This window comes from Streptomyces sp. A1277 (assembly GCF_004795015.1).
Taxonomy (GTDB): domain Bacteria; phylum Actinomycetota; class Actinomycetes; order Streptomycetales; family Streptomycetaceae; genus Streptomyces.
The window spans coordinates 108,267-124,689 of sequence record NZ_SSBI01000014.1 but is presented as its reverse complement, the minus strand read 5'-3'; the positions used below and the strand labels follow the sequence as shown (position 1 = coordinate 124,689).

The window sequence follows — 16,423 nt, the reverse complement described above, 5'->3', positions numbered from 1 at the left end:
GCGGAAGGTGTCCGAAGGCCCTCTAAACTTCGTGCCATGTACTTCACCGACCGCGGTATCGAGGAGCTGGAGAAGCGGCGAGGCGAGGAAGAGGTCACTTTCGAGTGGCTCGCCGAGCAGCTGCGGACGTTCGTCGATCTGAACCCCGACTTCGAGGTGCCGGTCGAGCGCCTCGCGACCTGGCTGGCCCGTCTGGACGACGAGGACGAGTGACGGCAGCCGGCAGCCGGTAGGGCGGCCCGTCAGCCGGTCGTGCCCGGGCCGCTCTCCCGGATGCGGTCATACGCGAGACCCAGCGCCCCGTGCGCCGTCAGCAGCACCCCGGCGAAGGTCCAGCCGCCACTGCGCCGGGCCGCTCCCCACAGGGCGAGCGGAAGACCGGCGGCCAGCTGTGCACCCGCCAGGGCCCGGGCCCGGGGGCCCCGCGTCCAGGGCCCCATCCGGCTGTGCTCCACCGCGTCCAGATCGACCTGGACCGCGTCGCGCCAGCCGGTCCACTCGACGCGCTCCGCCCCCGGCCACTCCTCACCCCCCGGGGCCGGCCGCGGACCCGGCTCCCCCGGGCCGAGGCCGGCCGGGAGCGCGAGGCCGGTGCGGGTGAGCACGGCGAGCAGCCCGCGCAGCCGCGCCCGGGCGTCGGCGTCCGGGTCGGGGCGGGTCAGCGCTTCGAGCGCCTGCACGTCCAGTACGGGATCGAGCCCGAGCCGTTCGGCGAACGTACGCACCGCCTCGTCCTCACCGGCCGGGGTCCCGTCCGCGAGCCAGACGTAACCCACCGGGCGGCGGAAACCGGCGGCGAGGGTGCAGCCGGCCCGGTCGCCGTCCCACCACAGCGCGACCACCGGCCAGGTCGAGCCGACCGCGAGTGCGGTGGCCCAGCCGCCGAGCACCCGGTCGACGGGTTCGGCGGCCCCGGGCGTACCTCCCGCCTGCCGGCCGCCCTGCCAGGGCTCGCCCTCGGGTACGAGGACGCTCCACCCGTCACCGGCGGGCGCGAGCAGCAGCGGTTCGCGCAACAGCCGGGCGACCGGCCGCACGGCCTCCGGCGCGGTCCGGCACAGCAGCAGTGCACCCACGGGTGAGGTCGCGTCCATGCCTCACACCGTAGGACACATCGCCCTGTTCCGGGCCGTTTTGTTCACCCTCCACGCTCTTCCGGCCCCCGCCCCTCCCCCGACTTCCGGCTCCTTCCTTGACTTCCCCGATCCGCGATATATCGTGTTGTTCGAGAGACGCGATATGTTGCGTCATCCGTGCTACCCGGGAGGTCAGAACCATGCCTGTCTCGACGTGGGCCGTCGCCGAGCCTCGGAAGCTGACCTTCGACGAACCCGTGACCGCGCTGAAGGTGCGCGTCGTCAACGGCACGGTCAACGTCGTCGGCACCGACGAGCCGACCGCACGCCTGGAGGTCTCCGCCATCGAGGGGCCGCCGCTGGTCGTGACGCAGGAGGACGGCGTCCTGACCGTGGCGTACGAGGACCTGGCCTGGCAGAACCTGCTGAAGTGGTTCGACCGCAAGGAGTGGCGCCGCCACGCGGTCGTATCGCTGGCGGTCCCGGCCGGTTCGACGGTGGAGGTCGGCGTGGTCGGCGCCGGGGCCTTCGTCTCCGGGATCCGCGGCCGTACGGACGTACGGGGCGTCACCGGTGACACCACGCTCGTCAAGCTCGCCGGGCCGGTCGGCGCGGAGACCGTGTCCGGCAGCGTGGAGGCCCAGTCCGTCACCGGTGACCTGCGCTTCCAGTCGGTCTCCGGCGATCTGACGGTCGTCGAGGGCGCCGGCGCCTTTGTGAAGGCCGAGTCGGTCAGCGGCGGCATGGTGCTCGATGTGGACCCGACCGGGAAACCCACCGACATCCGGCTGACCACGGTCTCCGGCGAGATCGCCATCCGCCTGCCGCACCCCGCCGACGCGACGGTCGAGGCGAACACCGCCAGCGGCTCCGTCTCCAACGGCTTCGAGGACCTGCGGGTCAGCGGCCAGTGGGGCGCGAAGAAGATCACCGGCACGCTGGGCTCCGGCACCGGGACCCTGCGGGCGACGACCGTGTCGGGGTCGATCGCGCTCCTGCGCCGCCCGCCGGCCGAGGAAGAACCGTACGACGGCGAGCCGACCGGAAAGGTGCTCTGACATGCCCCCCGTATTCGCCCACGGCCGACTGCGGCTGTACCTCCTGAAGCTGCTCGACGAGGCCCCCCGGCACGGCTACGAGGTGATCCGCCTGCTGGAGGAGCGCTTCCAGGGCCTGTACGCCCCCTCGGCGGGCACCGTCTACCCCCGGCTGGCCAAGCTGGAGGCCGAGGGCCTGGTCACGCACGCCACCGAGGGCGGCCGCAAGGTCTACTCGATCACCGAGGCCGGCCGCGCCGAACTGGCCGACCGCACCGGTGAACTCGCGGATCTGGAGCTGGAGATCCGGGAGTCCGTCTCCGAGCTGGCCGCCGAGATCCGCGACGACGTGCGCGGGGCGGCGGGCAAGCTGCGCAGCGAGGTACGGGCCGCGGCCGACGAGTCGCGCCACACCTCCGGTGGCCGCACGGGCGCCCGCCCGGGTGGCAAGGAGTTCCCCTTCGGCGGCCTCGGCGACCTCGGAGACCTGGGTGATCTCGGCGATCTGCGCGACAAGGAGGGGTGGCGCGCCGCGAAGGAGGAGTTGCGCAAGGCCAAGCAGGAGTGGAAGGAGCAGGCCCGCCGGGCGAAGGACGAGTCCCGGCGCGCCCGCCAGGACGCCCAGCAGGCCCGCCGCCAGGCCAAGGAGGCCCAGGACCGGGCGCGCGAGCAGATGCAGAACGCCGCCCGCCAGGTCCAGGAGCACTTCGCCCGGGGCGACTGGCCGGCCGGGGTCCGCGAGGGCCTGGCCGAGATCACCGGCCAGCTGGGCGGCTTCGCCCGTACCGGCGCCTGGGCGCCCTCCACCAAGCCGGACGCCCCCGACACCGACCCCGACTGGGGCAAGGACGCGGGCGGCACCGGCGATCCGGCCCGCGACCTGGACCGGCTGCTCGACCGCTTCCGCGACGAGATCCGCGACGCGGCCCGGGACCGGGGTGTGACGGAGGACCAGCTCGCGGAGGCCCGCCGCCATCTGGCGACGGCGGCGGCCCGCGTCGAATCGGTGCTGCGCGGGGGCGCGGACGGCACCGGCTCCGCCGCGAAGTAGGGGCGGGGCCGAGCGGCCCGGGGAGCGGCACCCCGGGCCACTCAGCCCGCCCTGCGGTCCTGCCCCGCACCCCCCGTCCCGCTCAGCCCGCCTTGCGGTCCTGCCCCGCGCCGCCGTCCCCGTACAGCGCGCGTTCGACCGTCGTGTACGTGGCTCCGTGCTCGGCGAGCACGTCGGCGACGACGCCCGGGGCCGCGGTGAGGGCCAGCAGGAGGTGTTCCTCGCCGATGAACCGGTCCCCGCGGCCGAGCGCGGTCCGCAGCGACCTCTCCAGGATCTTCTTCGCCCCCCGGCTGAACGGCGGGCTGCCCGCCCACCGCCGCCGCCCGCCGCGGTCGCCCCGCAGGGCCCCCTCGCCGTGCGTCTCCTCGATGCGGGAGACGATCGCGGTGAGGTCGATGCCGATGTCCGCGAGCGCGTCGGCGTCGGCCCTGGTCATGCCGCCGCGCCGACGCGCCTCGGCGAGCCCGGCCTCCACCGAGGCCCTGTGGTCGGCGAGGCCCAGCGCGGTGACGGCGAACGAGGCCCGGCCGCTCTCCTGGTCCAGCAGGGCGAGCAGCAGATGCTCCTCGGTGACCGTATCGGCACCGGTCCGCCCGGCATGCTTCGCGGCGCCGTTCACAGTGGCGCGGGCACCCTTGGTGAAGCGCTCGAACATCAATGCCTCCCGTACTTCTTGTGCACGGCCTGCCTGCTGACTCCCAGTTCGGCGGCGATCTCCTGCCACGACCAGCCCTGGGCCCGGGCGCTTCTGACTTGTACGGCTTCCAGCTGTTCCAGCAGCCGCCGCAGCGCGGCGACCGATCGCAGCCCCACCCGGGGGTCGCGGTCGCCCGCCCGCTCGGCGAGATCCGTTGCTTCGGTCATGCTGTCAACTTACGTTGACGAGCCGACTATGTCAACCGTTGTTGACAGTCAGCACGATTTTCCCGAACTGGTCGCCCGCGGCGAGCCGTTCAAATCCCTCTCGGGCCCGGTCCAGCGGCAGTACCTCGTCGATGACGGGGCGGACGCCGGTGGCGGCGCAGAAGGCGAGGAGGTCCTCCAGTTCGTCCTTGGACCCCATGGTCGAGCCGACGACCTTCAGCTCCAGGAAGAAGATCCGGGTCAGCTCGGCGTGCGAGGGGCGGTCGCCGCTGGTGGCGCCGGAGATGACCAGCGTGCCGCCGGGGCGCAGCGACTTGACGGAGTGCGACCAGGTGGCCGCGCCGACCGTCTCGATGACGGCGTCGACCCGGTGGGGCAGCATGGCCCCCGCCTCGAACGCATCGACGGCGCCGAGCTCGACGGCCCGCTTGCGCTTGGCCTCGTCGCGGCTGGTGGTGTAGACCCGCAGCCCGGCGGCCCGGCCGAGCACGATCGCGGCGGTGGCGACCCCGCCGCCGGCGCCCTGGACCAGCACGGAGTCCCCGGGGCGCACCCCGGCGTTGGTGAAGAGCATGCGGTACGCGGTCAGCCAGGCGGTGGGCAGGCAGGCGGCCTGCTCGAAGGTGAGCTCCTTCGGCTTGGGCAGCACGTTCCAGCTGGGGACGGTGACCTGCTCGGCGAAGGTGCCCTGGTAGCGCTCGGTGAGGATGGACCGGGGCTCGTCCGGACCGACCCCGTGCCCGGTCTGGCCGATGACGGAGTGCAGGACGACCTCGTTGCCGTCCTGGTCGGTACCGGCGGCGTCGCAGCCGAGGATCATCGGCAGCTTGTCCTCGGCGAGGCCGACGCCGCGCAGGGACCAGAGGTCGTGGTGGTTGAGGGAGGCGGCCCGGACGTTGACGGTGGTCCACCCGGGGCGGTCCTGCGGGGCTGGGCGTTCGCCCAGCTCAAGGCCGTTGAGGGGGTGGTCGCGGTCGAGGCGGGATGCGTAGGCGGCGAACATGGGGCCGACGATAGGGGGCGCGCTACCGCGGCGTAACCGGCTGCGGGTGTGACACGCACCGCGCGTGACGGCGGTAGTTGCCCGCCGGCGGGGCAAAACCAAGCCCCTCCGGCGATTGAGGAGCGGGGGCCCGGGGGCAGCGCCCCCGAAAGCGGGGGCCCGGGGGCAGCGCCCCCGAAAGCGGGGGCCCGGGGGCAGCGCCCCCGAAAGCGGGGGCCCGGGGGCAGCGCCCCCGAAAGCGGGGGCCCGGGGGCGGCGCCCCCCCGAAACCCCCGCGCCGTGCGGCGCCTCAGCGCCGCGCCACACCCTCCGCCCGCGCCGCAGCGGCCACCGCGGCCGTCACCGCCGGGGCGACCCGCTCGTCGAACGGGGACGGGATCACGTAGTCGGCGGCCAGCTCGTCGCCCACGACGTCGGCCAGCGCGTTCGCCGCGGCGATCTTCATGCCCTCGGTGATCCGCGAGGCCCGCACCTGGAGGGCCCCCGCAAAGATGCCGGGGAAGGCGAGCACGTTGTTGATCTGGTTCGGGTAGTCCGACCGCCCGGTCGCCACGACGGCCGCGTACTTGTGCGCGATGTCGGGGTGGACCTCCGGGTTCGGGTTCGCCATGGCGAAGACGAACGCCCCGGGCGCCATCGAGGCGACGGCCGGCTCCGGCACCGTACCGCCGGAGACGCCGATGAAGACGTCCGCGCCGGCCAGCGCGGTGTCCAGGGAGCCGGAGATGCCCGCCCTGTTGGTGAGCTCGGCCAGCTCCCGCTTGACGTCGGTCAGGTCCTCGCGGTCCCGGCTGACGATGCCCTTGCGGTCGGCGACGGCGACGTCGCCGAGCCCCGCCTCCAGCAGGAACTTGGCGATGGCCACCCCGGCCGCGCCCGCGCCCGAGATGACGGCGCGCAGGTCGCCGAGGCTGCGCCCGGACAGCTTCGCCGCGTTGCGCAGGGCGGCGAGCGTGACCACGGCGGTGCCGTGCTGGTCGTCGTGGAAGACGGGAATGTCGAGCCGCTCCTGGAGCTTGCGCTCGATCTCGAAGCAGCGCGGCGCCGAGATGTCCTCCAGGTTCACCCCGCCGAAGGACGGCGCGAGGCGCACCACGGTGTCGACGATCTCGTCCGCGTCGGTGGTCGCCAGCGCGATCGGCACCGCGTCGACGCCGCCGAACTGCTTGAACAGGATCGCCTTGCCCTCCATCACCGGGAGGGACGCCTCGGGACCGATGTCGCCGAGGCCGAGCACCGCGGTGCCGTCCGTCACGACGGCGACGACCTGGGACTTCCAGGTGTAGTCGTGGACGAGCTCGGGCCGCTCCGCGATCGCGCTGCACACCTTCGCCACGCCGGGCGTGTACGCGAGGGACAGGTCGTCCTTGTCCCGGATCGGGACGGTGGCCTGCACGGCCATCTTCCCGCCCCGGTGGAGCGCGAAGGCCGGATCGAACGGCTCGTCGGTGGCGCTGTCCGCGGCGTCGGCCGCCGCGATGTCCGTATTGCTGTCGCTGCGAGGATTGACGATCTCCGCTGCCATGGTGTTGACCCCTTAAGTCTTCATCGTTTGAGGGTGGCCACTCCTGGTTGAGGAGGGGTGGGCGGGCACCGCGTACGTGCCCTGCGCCGGGCGGTTGGCCCGCCCCGACAGGGGGACGTACGTACGCGCGGGCGCGCCGCACACGCGCCCTGAGCCCCGGATGAGGGGTGTAAAGGTCTTTCTTACCGGACGGACCTGGTCACGGACGAGTCCATATCGACTCCGTGACGTGACTCATAGTCGGATATCTGAACAGGTCAGGCTTGTGCCGTGCCTGCGTCCGCCACGCGAGACGCGCCGCAGATCTTCCGGCCGTCGGAAGGAAACCCCATAGAAGGTCCGGCCTTGGTGGTACCGGCCTCAAGAGGTTCGGGGATCGCCCGTTATCCGATTTTGACATGGCAGGCCCCCTGTTCGGGCTAGTCCGAATGGCAACATGCCGTAATCACACAAGGCGGCGACACCCGACGCCATGTGCCATTACCGCCCTGGCGACCCACCTGACCTGCCGGAGGAACCCGATCATGACCGCACGCTCCACCCGTCGTACGGCCGCGAAGTCCCGCATCGCCGCGGTCGGCGCCATCGCGGTCGCCGGCACCATGCTGCTGACCGCCTGTGGCGACCAGACGAAGAACAACGACTCCAGCGGCTCGGCCAAGACCGAGACCAGCGCCGGGGCCTCCGCCGGAACCTCCTCGCCCGCCGACCTGCTCCCCGCGGAGATCAAGTCCAAGGGCGTCATCAAGGTCGGCTCGGACATCGCGTACCCGCCGGTCGAGTTCAAGGACAAGTCCGGCAAGACCGTGGGTATCGACCCCGATCTCGCGGACGCGCTCGGCAAGGAGTTGGGCGTGGAGTTCCAGTTCGAGAACGGCACGTTCGACACCCTGATCACCGGCCTGCGCTCCAAGCGCTACGACCTGGCGATGTCGGCGATGACCGACACCAAGGACCGCCAGGAGGGCATCGACCCGGAGACGAAGAAGAAGGTCGGCGAGGGCGTCGACTTCATCGACTACTTCACCGCCGGTGTCTCGATCTACACCAAGAAGGGCGACGATCAGGGCATCAAGACCTGGTCCGACCTCTGCGGCAAGAAGATCGCCGTCCAGCGCAACACCGTCTCGCACGACCTGGCCAAGGCCGAGTCCAAGAAGTGTTCGGGCGGCAAGAAGATCGCCATCGAGCCGTACGACAACGACCTTGAGGCCCAGACCCGGCTGCGCTCCGGCGGTGCCGACGCCGGCTCGTCCGACTTCCCGGTCGCCGCGTACGCGGTGAAGACCTCGGGCGGCGGCAAGGACTTCCAGATCGTCGGCGACCAGGTCGAGGCGGCCCCGTACGGCATCGCCGTCGCCAAGGGCAACGACCAGCTCACCAAGGCCGTCAAGGCGGCCATGGACGCCATCATCAAGAGCGGCGAGTACGAGAAGGTCATCGCCAAGTGGGGCGTCGAGGCCGGTGCGGTCACCGAGGCCAAGGTGAACGGCGGGTCCTGACCGGTTCCGGCGCTGAAAGGCAACAGCCGTGACTGACATCAAGAAGACGGGCCCGGTCGACGAACCGCCGGCACCCCCCGCCGCCCCGGCGTCCGGACCCGAGGCCATCAAGGCCATCCCGGTCCGGCACTACGGCCGGTACGTCTCGGCGCTCGTCGCCATCGCCGCGCTCGTCGCGATCATCTACGCCTTCAGCCAGGGCAGGATCAACTGGGGCGCGGTCCCGGACTACTTCTTCGACGACCGCATCATCAAGGGCGTCGAACAGACCCTGCTGCTGACCGCCCTGTCGATGGTCATCGGCGTGGTCGGCGGCATCCTGCTCGCCGTCATGCGCCTGTCGAAGAACCCGGTGACCTCGTCCATCGCGTGGTTCTACATCTGGTTCTTCCGCGGGACGCCGGTCCTGGTCCAGCTGTTCGTGTGGTTCAACCTGGGTCTGGTCTTCGAGTACATCAACCTCGGGCCGATCTACAAGGACTACTGGTCGAGCTTCATGACGCCGCTGCTGACGGCGCTGCTCGGCCTCGGCCTCAACGAGGCCGCGTACATGGCGGAGATCTGCCGGGCCGGTCTGCTCTCGGTGGACGAGGGCCAGACGGAGGCATCGCACGCGCTGGGCATGAGCCACGGCAGGACCCTGCGGCGCGTCGTGATTCCGCAGGCCATGCGGGTGATCGTGCCGCCCACGGGCAACGAGGTCATCAACATGCTCAAGACCACCTCGCTGGTGGCGAACGTGCAGTTCTACGAACTCTTCAAATACGCCCAGGACATCGGGCAGAGTTCGGGGGCGCCGGTGGAGATGTACTTCCTCGCCGCCGCCTGGTATCTGATCATGACCTCGGTGCTGAGCGTCGGGCAGTACTACCTGGAGCGGTACTACGCGCGCGGCTCCAGCCGGAGCCTGCCGCCCACCCCGTTGCAGAAGGTACGGGCCACGCTGCTGTCGTTCGGCCGCCCGAAGGGAGGCATGGCATGACCGCCATGGTGAAGGCCGAGGGCGTCCACAAGTCCTTCGGCGCCGCGCACATCCTCAAGGGCATCGACCTGGAGGTCGCCCCGCGCGAGGTCTTCTGCCTGATCGGCCCCTCCGGTTCCGGTAAGTCGACGTTCCTGCGGTGCATCAACCACCTGGAGCAGATCAGCGCCGGCCGGCTGTACGTGGACGGCGAGCTGGTGGGCTACCGCCAGAAGGGCGACAAGCTCTACGAGCTCAAGGACAGCGAGGTCGCCCTGAAGCGCCGGGACATCGGCATGGTCTTCCAGCGCTTCAACCTCTTCCCGCACATGACGGCGATCGAGAACGTCATGGAGGCCCCGGTCCAGGTGAAGCGCGAGTCCAAGGCGGTCGCCCGGGCCCGTGCCGAGAAGCTGCTGGACCGGGTCGGCCTCGGCGACAAGGCGAAGAACTACCCCTCGCAGCTCTCCGGCGGGCAGCAGCAGCGGGTGGCCATCGCCCGGGCCCTGGCCATGGAGCCGAAGCTGATGCTCTTCGACGAGCCCACCTCGGCGCTCGACCCGGAGCTGGTCGGTGACGTGCTCGACGTGATGCGCGGCCTCGCCGAGGACGGCATGACGATGATCGTGGTCACCCACGAGATGGGCTTCGCCCGCGAGGTCGGCGACGCGCTGGTCTTCATGGACGACGGGGTGGTGGTCGAGTCGGGCCACCCGCGCGACGTCCTGGCCGACCCGCAGCACGACCGGACGAAGTCGTTCCTCTCCAAGGTGCTCTGAGGCGTACGGCAAGGGGCGGTACGGACCATGCCGGTCCGTACCGCCCTTTCCCCTTGCGGGGTCACTTCCCCGGCAGCAGCTCCGGACGGAGCATCAGCGCGTGCAGCTGCGCACGGGTGAGCGGCGGGGTCTTGAGCAGCGGCCCCTGCACGATGTCGGCCTCGAAGCCGGTGCTGTCGCGCACCGCCAGTTCGCTGCCGTCGGCAAGGACGAGCCGGGCGGTCAGCTCCGGCCCCCACTGCGGGGTGCCGTCGCCGTAGTCCATCGCGTCGCTCCAGATGGTGAGCACCCGCCCGCCCGGAAGCTTCTCGCGCACGCACTCGGTACGGGCCCGCTCCCCGTTCCCCTGCTTGCACAGGTCCTTGACCCGCGGGCTGCCGCCCAGCTTCCGCTCCACCGCCTTCGCGTCGCTGACGTCGACGGTCAGATAGCCGACACCGCCGTCCCGGCGGACCGCGTACTGCCCGTCCAGCGGCCCGGTCCTGGGGGGCTCGGGCGGCAGCGGCGACGCGTGCTTGATGATGTCGGCGAACGACACCTCCTCGACCGCGCCGATACCGCCCGGCAGGAGCTGGACCAGCCGCGCGGCCCGTTCGGTGCCGCCCGGCGGCTTGGCCGGTGCCGCGACGGACGCGGTCCGCGGCGCCTCCGGTGCAAAGGACGAGAGCTGCGGCACGACGAACGCCCCGAGCGCCACCGTGCACACCGCCCCCGCCGACACCGCGGCCCGGCGCCGCCACCGCACCCGCGCGGCCTTGGCGTAGACCGCCTCCGTGCTGATCACCGGCCGCCCGGCGTCCTCGGCGGCCCTCCCCAGCAGTTCGCGCACGTCGTCGCTCATACCAATGCCTCCGCCATCTCGGCGCGCAGCGCCGCCAATCCCCGAGCCGCGTGGCTCTTGACCGTGTTCTCCCGCATCCCGAGCAGCGCGGCGGTGGCCTCGACGCTCAGGTCCTCCCAGTAGCGCAGCACCAGGACCGCCCGCTGCCTGGGCGTGAGCCGGGCGAGCGCCGCCCTTACCGCCAGCCCGGTGTCCGTGTCGGGCGCCTGCGCGGCCCGGTCGGGCAGTTCCCCGTACGCCTGCTCGCGCCGCCAGAACCGTCGGCGGGCCGCGATGAATGTGTTGACCAGGGTCTTGCGCGCGTACGCCTCGATGTTGTCGAGCCGCCCGTGCCGCCGCCCGCCGAGCACCACCTTGACCAGAGTCGTCTGGACCAGGTCCTCCGCCTCGTGCCGGTCGCCGCAGAGCAGGAACGCGCTGCGGAACAGGGCGGTGCGTCTGCTCTCGACGAAGGCGTGCAGCGCGGCGTGGTCATCGCTCCGCATCCTCGGTGTCCTTCCCCCGGCCCGCGGGTGCGGGCCGTCTCACCCTTCCAGTGCGGTGGGGGGTACGGGAGGTTGCAGGAGCCTGGGAGAAAAATGGGAGACGAGACCACCGACCAGATACGGGCGCCACCGACTCGTAATACCCTGTACCTTTAACGACCCATTACGCCCGCACCGCAGAGCCCGTGGACCGACGCCGTAAGGACTACTCGTGGAACTGGCCTATTACTCGGACTACGCCGTGCGCCTGGTCAACACCGAGGAGCCGGCCCGCAACAAGGACGTCCTCACCTCGGTCGACGCGGTACGGGACCTGTTCGGCACCAACGGCCAGGCGGCCCGGCGGGCGACCGACGCGGACGTCACCCGCTTCCGCTCCGTACGGGCCCGGCTGCGCGCGGTCTTCGAGGCGGCCGACGACGGGGACGAGAGGCTCGCGGTCGACCTGCTGAACTCGCTGCTCCTGGAGTTCCCGGTCAGCCCGCAGATCTCCGGTCACGACTTCCGCGACGCGGACGGCAAGCCGGACTGGCACATGCACCTGGCCGACCACCCGTCCAACGCGACCGCGGGCTACGCCGCGATCGCCGCCATGGGCCTGGCCTTCCACCTCACCTCGTACGGTGTGGACCGGCTCGGCCTGTGCGAGGCTGCGCCGTGCCGCAACGCCTACCTCGACACCTCGACCAACCGCTCCCGCCGCTACTGCTCGGACCGCTGCGCGACCCGCGCCAACGTGGCCGCCTACCGGGCCCGCAAGCGCCTGGAGACCGAACGCGCCGCCGACACCGGCCGCAGCGCGGAGACCGCCCAGGCCACCACGCCGCGCACCGAGCGCTGATCCTTCGTCAGCGGCCGGTAGCGCGCCCGGGCCCGGGCCAGCACCAGTTCCTCGGGCACGGTCCCGTAGTCCGTGCTGTCCCCGCCCGCGTAACTGTTGTCCCCCAGCACCCACCAGCCCCCGGCCCGCCGCTCCACGGCCCGCTTGACCACCAGCAGGTCCTGCTGGAACGGATGGCGCAGAATCACCACGTCCCCGGGGCGCACCTGCGCCCCGTACTGCACGAGCAGCCAGTCCCCGTGGTGGAGCGTGGGCACCATCGAGGGCCCGGTCACCTCCACCACCTGGAACGGCACCCGCGCCGACAGCCCCCGTGCGGGCTGCTCATCGGCCAGCTCCGTCACCTCCGGCACCTCCCTCATCTCCTCCGGTACCTCCCCGGTCCGTCCAGTACACCGTCCACGACAGGGTTTCGTACATTCGGCCACTGGTCCCACACTCATCCCGGACTTTTGGCCTAAGCCCCTGGGGGCACCCGCAAAAAGAGGCTTCTCACGGAGTAATGTCCCACCTGAGAAGACGATCACGAGGAAGGACAGCTCAATGCTTTCCCGCCTGTTTGCCCCCAAGGTGAAGGTCAGCGCCCACTGCGACCTGCCCTGCGGCGTGTACGACCCGGCCCAGGCCCGCATCGAGGCGGAGTCCGTCAAGGCCGTCCAGGAGAAGTACCAGGCCAACGAGGACGCGGACTTCCGCACGCGCGCGATCCTGATCAAGGAGCAGCGCGCCGAGCTCGCGAAGCACCACGTCTCCGTGCTCTGGAGCGACTACTTCAAGCCCCCGCACTTCGAGAAGTACCCGGAGCTGCACCAGCTGGTCAACGACACCCTGAAGGCCCTCTCGGCCGCCAAGGGCTCGAACGACCCGGCCACGGGCCAGAAGGCGCTGGACCTGATCGCCCAGATCGACAAGATCTTCTGGGAGACCAAGAAGGCCTGATCTCCCGGGCCGGATCAGGAGGGGTACGACCGCTCGCCGGTCGTACCCCTTCCGGCGTTTTGGGAGGCGGCTGGGAGGTACGTGGGGGCCGTGGCGGGCAGCGAGGTGGGCGGCGTTGTGGCCGGGGTCGTAGCCGCGCTCCCTGGGCGATACGGTCGAGCGCGTCCTCGACCTCGTCGGCATCCTGCCACCACTCTCCCCTGCGTAGCCGTTCGTGCTCCAGTGCCCGCGCCGGAAGCGTGCGCAGACGCTCCTGGCCGACGACGGGCAAGGGAGGAGTCGTACGGGCGCCGTGCAGGATCACGGTCGCGGCGACGCCGTCGAGGTCGCCGGCCTTGGAGCCTTCCTCGCACAGCACCTGTAGGAAACGGCCGGAGTCCTCGGGGCTTCAGCCCAAGGTGTATGTCAACCCGGTATCTGCCAGCGGTACGACATCGTGATCAGACCGGCGGTAAAACTGACTGCCGCCACGACTGCCGCCACGACGCTGGTGGACTCCATCAGGAGAACCGCCCACGGGTACGGCCTCTGGTCTCCCGCCAGGCCGGTGACAATGCTGACCATCACGAACATGGTCGCCGCCGCGCCACCGGCGATCGGCCCGTACCAGCCGCGTACGAGGAGAGCGAGGCCCAGCACCATGACGGTGTTCCGTCCGCCCGCCACCGCTGTCGGCATGTCCAGGAACTCCCCGAGTGCAAACCCCAGCCCCGCCGCGCTCATTCCCAGAAGCAGGAGAACCAGCCGGTCAACGATGGCAACCGCTCGCGCCGCTGTGGCTTCGGTGGCGATGAGGCGCCGGCTCATGCAGTACATCGTCGGGATGCACAGGATGAGCGGGAGGAAGTTCATCAGCTTGATCGAGAAGGTGCCCTGCGCGGCGATCTGGGGAACCTTCGCCACGTCGTCGCGCACGAGTACAAGGAGGAGCGTCCAGGCGAACAGGGCCACTGGCAGCAGCCAGATCCTTCGTACGCGCGCCCAGAGGATCAACGGTCCACCCCTGGCGCCGTGTCCGCCGGATCCTCCAACCGCGGGCCCAGCGCTCGGCCCCGCTCGTTCTCGGTCTTGGCCGCCGCCCGGGCCTTCTCGTGGAGCTGCTCGTCGCAGGAGTTGAGGTACCTCAACTGCTGCTTATACCAGGTGTACTGCTTCGCCTTGGGGAGGCTGCGCACCCAGCGTGCCCGGTACACGCCGCTGGGGCCGTAGCTGCGGGCAGCCTCTTCCTCCGACATCCCGACCGTCAGGCCGACCCAGGCGAAGGCGGCTCCACGCGCCGGATAAACGTAGTCATCAGGAAGGTCCGGGCAGTCGTGGAGCCCTGACGGAACCAAGGCGCTGACGTAGACGGCCCGGCTGCGGTGCTGGGTCACCGGCTTCTGGAGGTAGGTTCGCCAGGTGTCGCGTGGCAGCGGTAGATCCTCCGAGACGAAGGCCAGCTTCCGGGGCGGGGTGAACCCGACCTCTCGCAGGCGGGGCAGTGCTTGTTGAGCGGAGCGGTGCAGCTCGGGGATGTCGTCGGCGAACTCGCTGGGGACACAGATCACCGGAGCGGTGCGCTCGCACGTCGTTGCCCAAGTGCGGGGAACGGTGGGGTCGGCGTAGCGCGGGGCGTCGCTCACCAGAGGATACGACGCCCCGAAGCCCGCGAGGACGCAGCAGGCCACGGCGGCGGCGCGCAGCGCCGGATGTGAGAGCAGGCTGAACGCGACAAGACCGAGCAGCAGCCCGAGAGCCAGGATCGCCGGTGCCATGAGGTAGGCGCGGTCCACGACATCCGTGTAGGTCGGAGTGCTCATGTCGAATCCGGATATCGCCCGCAGCCATGGGATACCCAGCGCATAGGCGACGAAGACCCACAGCGCCGTGATGACCACCCCAAGGGGGCGGGCGATAACGGACGGAAGGGAGAGCCCGAGGAAGAATCCGACTGCTACTGCACTGAACGGGATCGCAAGACTTCGGACCACGGGAATGGTGTCGTGGAGCCCTGGTGCGGGACCTCCCAGATAGCTGATCACCAATAGGAGGGACGCCACCCAGCTGATGATCACCAGGGCCAGTGAAGGGGCCATCGCATCGACAAGTACGCGCAGCAGGTGGCGGCTGGACGGGGCGGCTGTGATCCGAGCCTGGCGAAGCCTCCCTGCGTCCCAGGCGGCCACCAAGGCCATTCCCAGCGCGGCAATCCTCAGGGCCACCGAAACCACGACGACGGAATCTTCACCGGTGAACGGCATGGGCTGGTAGGCGGTGAAATATATGGCCAGAGCCACCGTCGGTGCTCCGAGCCCGACGGCGGCCGAGTGCCGAGCGAAGGGGAATCGGTTCACCACGAGATCGCCCCATCGACCTCGGTGAATGCCTGATAAGCGGAGGCGGCCCGCTGCTCGTCGGATGTCGCCGTCGCGCTCGCGTGGGAAAGGAAGTCCGCCACCGTTCCCGAAAAGCGCACCTGGCCATCCAGCAGAACCGCGACTGAGTCGTACGAGTTGGCGATGTCCGAGGTGTCATGTGTGGAGAGAACGATGTGCACGTTCTTCGACAGATCGGCGAGAATCTGGTGGAATACCTGCCGCTGCCGGGGATCCATGCCCGCTGTCGGCTCGTCGAGGAGAAGGACCTCCGCATCATGCACGAGGGCCTGCGCCACAGCGACGCGCCGCTGCTGTCCCCCGGAGAGTTCCTGGACCTTGTCGTCCGCCCGATCGGCCAACTCCACGCGTTCCAGGGCCTGGAGAGCTTCACGCCACGCCTCTCGCCGGCCCATCCCCTTGAGCCAACCGGCATACGCGACCTGATCCCGGGCCGTGAGCCCCGGCACCTGCTCCACCTGCTGAGGCATCCATGCCACACGCCTGCGGAACGCGGGCAGCGCCCGGCGCCGGCCGGTGCTCAGGCCGCCATAGGTCACGGAACCGGAACCGGGGCGCAGCGCCGATGCGCACAAACCCAACAGAGTGCTCTTCCCGGCCCCGTTCGGCCCCAGGAGCACGGTCCGCCCGGGCGGCAGCGTATAGCTGAGATCACGCAGCACCGGGCGCCTACGCCGATAGGAGAAGGAACACTCGGACATCGAAATAGGCATGCGACACCTTGGTATTTCAGCGTGGGGGTGCCTCTGTCTGTTTCACCAAGAGGCAGGTGGAGACCTGCGTTTCAGGCCTCCACCCAGGTATTCCGAATCCAGTGCCGCCTAGAACGACATGCGGGTCTCATCGACGCTGATCGTCGGGCCGACTACCGAACTTCCACCAACCTTGGTGATGCGGAAGTAGTAGTCGTGGCCCTTGCTTCCGGCACCCCACTCACCGGACGAGGTTCCGCCGTTGAAGCATGCCGTGTAGGTCTTTGTGTCGAATCCGGTGTCGGGTCCGATGACAGCACGTCGCAGCTGAACAGTCACACTCTTGGTCACGCCCGAGCCCGTATGGCACCCGGTGAAGTCCACCTTGTTCGGGCCGGTGCCTCCGTCATCGGTCACATAATGCGAGTTGAAGCCGGCGACTCCACCCG

Annotated in this window: 20 protein-coding genes and 1 pseudogene; 8 read left to right on the top strand and 13 right to left on the bottom strand. The window is 70.3% G+C overall.

The features are described 5' to 3' along the window. Nucleotides 1-36: 36 nt before the first annotated feature. The gene (locus E6R18_RS34005; RefSeq protein WP_097878907.1) at nt 37-213 is read left to right on the top strand and encodes a DUF6104 family protein; all 177 of its coding nucleotides are present in this window, start codon (nt 37-39) and stop codon (nt 211-213) included. Nucleotides 214-242: 29 nt separating this feature from the next. On the opposite strand, the gene E6R18_RS12365 is transcribed toward E6R18_RS34005, so the two are convergent. Next, on the bottom strand, nt 243-1,094 hold the full coding sequence (locus E6R18_RS12365; protein WP_136316931.1) for a hypothetical protein: 852 nt from the start codon (nt 1,092-1,094) through the stop codon (nt 243-245). Between the two features lie 182 nt (nt 1,095-1,276). Between E6R18_RS12365 and E6R18_RS12360 the strand changes: the two genes are divergently transcribed. Continuing rightward, entirely contained in the window at nt 1,277-2,134 is an 858-nt protein-coding gene (locus tag E6R18_RS12360; RefSeq protein ID WP_136316930.1) for a DUF4097 family beta strand repeat-containing protein, read from the top strand. 1 nt (nt 2,135) lies between these two features. Next, nucleotides 2,136-3,164, top strand: a complete 1,029-nt coding sequence (locus tag E6R18_RS12355; protein WP_136316929.1) for a PadR family transcriptional regulator — start codon at nt 2,136-2,138, stop codon at nt 3,162-3,164. Between the two features lie 82 nt (nt 3,165-3,246). Here the strand turns inward: E6R18_RS12355 and E6R18_RS12350 are convergent, their stop codons facing one another. The 4 genes from E6R18_RS12350 to E6R18_RS12335 form a co-directional block, all read right to left on the bottom strand. Next, nucleotides 3,247-3,822: a Clp protease N-terminal domain-containing protein gene (locus E6R18_RS12350; protein ID WP_136316928.1), complete on the bottom strand. Its 576-nt coding sequence runs from the start codon at nt 3,820-3,822 to the stop codon at nt 3,247-3,249. Continuing rightward, nucleotides 3,822-4,031 (bottom strand): helix-turn-helix domain-containing protein, encoded by a 210-nt coding sequence (locus E6R18_RS12345; protein ID WP_136316927.1) that lies wholly within the window; start codon nt 4,029-4,031, stop codon nt 3,822-3,824. Before E6R18_RS12345 ends, E6R18_RS12350 begins: the two co-directional genes overlap by 1 nt. A 31-nt stretch (nt 4,032-4,062) precedes the next feature. Continuing rightward, entirely contained in the window at nt 4,063-5,034 is a 972-nt protein-coding gene (locus tag E6R18_RS12340) for a zinc-binding dehydrogenase (protein ID WP_136316926.1), read from the bottom strand. Between the two features lie 289 nt (nt 5,035-5,323). Further along, a complete protein-coding gene (locus E6R18_RS12335) occupies nt 5,324-6,559 on the bottom strand; it encodes an NADP-dependent malic enzyme (RefSeq protein WP_136316925.1) in 1,236 nt (411 codons plus the stop codon). Between the two features lie 524 nt (nt 6,560-7,083). Between E6R18_RS12335 and E6R18_RS12330 the strand changes: the two genes are divergently transcribed. The 3 genes from E6R18_RS12330 to E6R18_RS12320 are packed head-to-tail and all read left to right on the top strand — an operon-like array spanning nt 7,084 to nt 9,801. Then, nucleotides 7,084-8,061, top strand: coding sequence for an ABC transporter substrate-binding protein (locus E6R18_RS12330; protein ID WP_136316924.1), 978 nt, complete (start codon nt 7,084-7,086; stop codon nt 8,059-8,061). A 28-nt stretch (nt 8,062-8,089) separates the two neighbouring features. After that, complete coding sequence (locus E6R18_RS12325; protein WP_136316923.1) at nt 8,090-9,043, top strand: amino acid ABC transporter permease; 954 nt, start codon at nt 8,090-8,092, stop codon at nt 9,041-9,043. After that, on the top strand, nt 9,040-9,801 hold the full coding sequence (locus E6R18_RS12320; RefSeq protein WP_136316922.1) for an amino acid ABC transporter ATP-binding protein: 762 nt from the start codon (nt 9,040-9,042) through the stop codon (nt 9,799-9,801). Before E6R18_RS12325 ends, E6R18_RS12320 begins: the two co-directional genes overlap by 4 nt. Nucleotides 9,802-9,862: 61 nt before the next feature. On the opposite strand, the gene E6R18_RS12315 is transcribed toward E6R18_RS12320, so the two are convergent. Then, on the bottom strand, nt 9,863-10,642 hold the full coding sequence (locus tag E6R18_RS12315) for a hypothetical protein (RefSeq protein ID WP_136316921.1): 780 nt from the start codon (nt 10,640-10,642) through the stop codon (nt 9,863-9,865). Beyond that, nucleotides 10,639-11,127: a SigE family RNA polymerase sigma factor gene (locus E6R18_RS12310; RefSeq protein WP_136316920.1), complete on the bottom strand. Its 489-nt coding sequence runs from the start codon at nt 11,125-11,127 to the stop codon at nt 10,639-10,641. Before E6R18_RS12310 ends, E6R18_RS12315 begins: the two co-directional genes overlap by 4 nt. 211 nt (nt 11,128-11,338) lie before the next feature. Between E6R18_RS12310 and E6R18_RS12305 the strand changes: the two genes are divergently transcribed. Beyond that, nucleotides 11,339-11,968 carry a CGNR zinc finger domain-containing protein gene (locus tag E6R18_RS12305; protein ID WP_136316919.1) on the top strand — a complete coding sequence of 210 codons (630 nt, stop codon included), beginning with the start codon at nt 11,339-11,341 and terminating at the stop codon, nt 11,966-11,968. Here the strand turns inward: E6R18_RS12305 and sodX are convergent. Then, on the bottom strand, nt 11,872-12,330 hold the full coding sequence (gene sodX / locus E6R18_RS12300) for a nickel-type superoxide dismutase maturation protease (protein ID WP_136316918.1): 459 nt from the start codon (nt 12,328-12,330) through the stop codon (nt 11,872-11,874). The genes E6R18_RS12305 and sodX overlap by 97 nt on opposite strands. 181 nt (nt 12,331-12,511) lie before the next feature. Here sodX and sodN point away from each other — a divergent pair, with 181 nt between their 5' ends. After that, nucleotides 12,512-12,907: a superoxide dismutase, Ni gene (sodN, locus tag E6R18_RS12295; RefSeq protein WP_136203216.1), complete on the top strand. Its 396-nt coding sequence runs from the start codon at nt 12,512-12,514 to the stop codon at nt 12,905-12,907. 136 nt (nt 12,908-13,043) lie between these two features. Here the strand turns inward: sodN and E6R18_RS34820 are convergent. The 5 genes and pseudogenes from E6R18_RS34820 to E6R18_RS12270 all read right to left on the bottom strand — a co-directional run. Beyond that, nucleotides 13,044-13,244: pseudogene (locus E6R18_RS34820) on the bottom strand (aminoglycoside phosphotransferase family protein); the annotation flags it as partial. A gap of 68 nt (nt 13,245-13,312) precedes the next feature. Further along, a complete protein-coding gene (locus E6R18_RS12285) occupies nt 13,313-13,858 on the bottom strand; it encodes a hypothetical protein (protein WP_136316917.1) in 546 nt (181 codons plus the stop codon). A gap of 38 nt (nt 13,859-13,896) precedes the next feature. Beyond that, nucleotides 13,897-15,183, bottom strand: a complete 1,287-nt coding sequence (locus E6R18_RS12280) for a hypothetical protein (protein WP_136316916.1) — start codon at nt 15,181-15,183, stop codon at nt 13,897-13,899. Nucleotides 15,184-15,236: 53 nt separating this feature from the next. Next, nucleotides 15,237-15,995, bottom strand: a complete 759-nt coding sequence (locus E6R18_RS12275) for an ATP-binding cassette domain-containing protein (RefSeq protein ID WP_136316915.1) — start codon at nt 15,993-15,995, stop codon at nt 15,237-15,239. Nucleotides 15,996-16,103: 108 nt separating this feature from the next. Continuing rightward, on the bottom strand, nt 16,104-16,391 hold the full coding sequence (locus tag E6R18_RS12270) for a hypothetical protein (protein WP_136316914.1): 288 nt from the start codon (nt 16,389-16,391) through the stop codon (nt 16,104-16,106). Nucleotides 16,392-16,423 lie beyond the last annotated feature (32 nt).

Bases quoted from the DNA above. Each gene is read 5' to 3' on its own strand.
- E6R18_RS34005 (WP_097878907.1), top strand. From the start codon at position 37: ATGTACTTCACCGACCGCGGTATCGAGGAGCTGGAGAAGCGGCGAGGC.
- E6R18_RS12365 (WP_136316931.1), bottom strand. From the start codon at position 1,094: ATGGACGCGACCTCACCCGTGGGTGCACTGCTGCTGTGCCGGACCGCG.
- E6R18_RS12360 (WP_136316930.1), top strand. From the start codon at position 1,277: ATGCCTGTCTCGACGTGGGCCGTCGCCGAGCCTCGGAAGCTGACCTTC.
- E6R18_RS12355 (WP_136316929.1), top strand. From the start codon at position 2,136: ATGCCCCCCGTATTCGCCCACGGCCGACTGCGGCTGTACCTCCTGAAG.
- E6R18_RS12350 (WP_136316928.1), bottom strand. From the start codon at position 3,822: ATGTTCGAGCGCTTCACCAAGGGTGCCCGCGCCACTGTGAACGGCGCC.
- E6R18_RS12345 (WP_136316927.1), bottom strand. From the start codon at position 4,031: ATGACCGAAGCAACGGATCTCGCCGAGCGGGCGGGCGACCGCGACCCC.
- E6R18_RS12340 (WP_136316926.1), bottom strand. From the start codon at position 5,034: ATGTTCGCCGCCTACGCATCCCGCCTCGACCGCGACCACCCCCTCAAC.
- E6R18_RS12335 (WP_136316925.1), bottom strand. From the start codon at position 6,559: ATGGCAGCGGAGATCGTCAATCCTCGCAGCGACAGCAATACGGACATC.
- E6R18_RS12330 (WP_136316924.1), top strand. From the start codon at position 7,084: ATGACCGCACGCTCCACCCGTCGTACGGCCGCGAAGTCCCGCATCGCC.
- E6R18_RS12320 (WP_136316922.1), top strand. From the start codon at position 9,040: ATGACCGCCATGGTGAAGGCCGAGGGCGTCCACAAGTCCTTCGGCGCC.
- E6R18_RS12315 (WP_136316921.1), bottom strand. From the start codon at position 10,642: ATGAGCGACGACGTGCGCGAACTGCTGGGGAGGGCCGCCGAGGACGCC.
- E6R18_RS12310 (WP_136316920.1), bottom strand. From the start codon at position 11,127: ATGCGGAGCGATGACCACGCCGCGCTGCACGCCTTCGTCGAGAGCAGA.
- sodX (WP_136316918.1), bottom strand. From the start codon at position 12,330: ATGAGGGAGGTGCCGGAGGTGACGGAGCTGGCCGATGAGCAGCCCGCA.
- sodN (WP_136203216.1), top strand. From the start codon at position 12,512: ATGCTTTCCCGCCTGTTTGCCCCCAAGGTGAAGGTCAGCGCCCACTGC.
- E6R18_RS12275 (WP_136316915.1), bottom strand. From the start codon at position 15,995: ATGCCTATTTCGATGTCCGAGTGTTCCTTCTCCTATCGGCGTAGGCGC.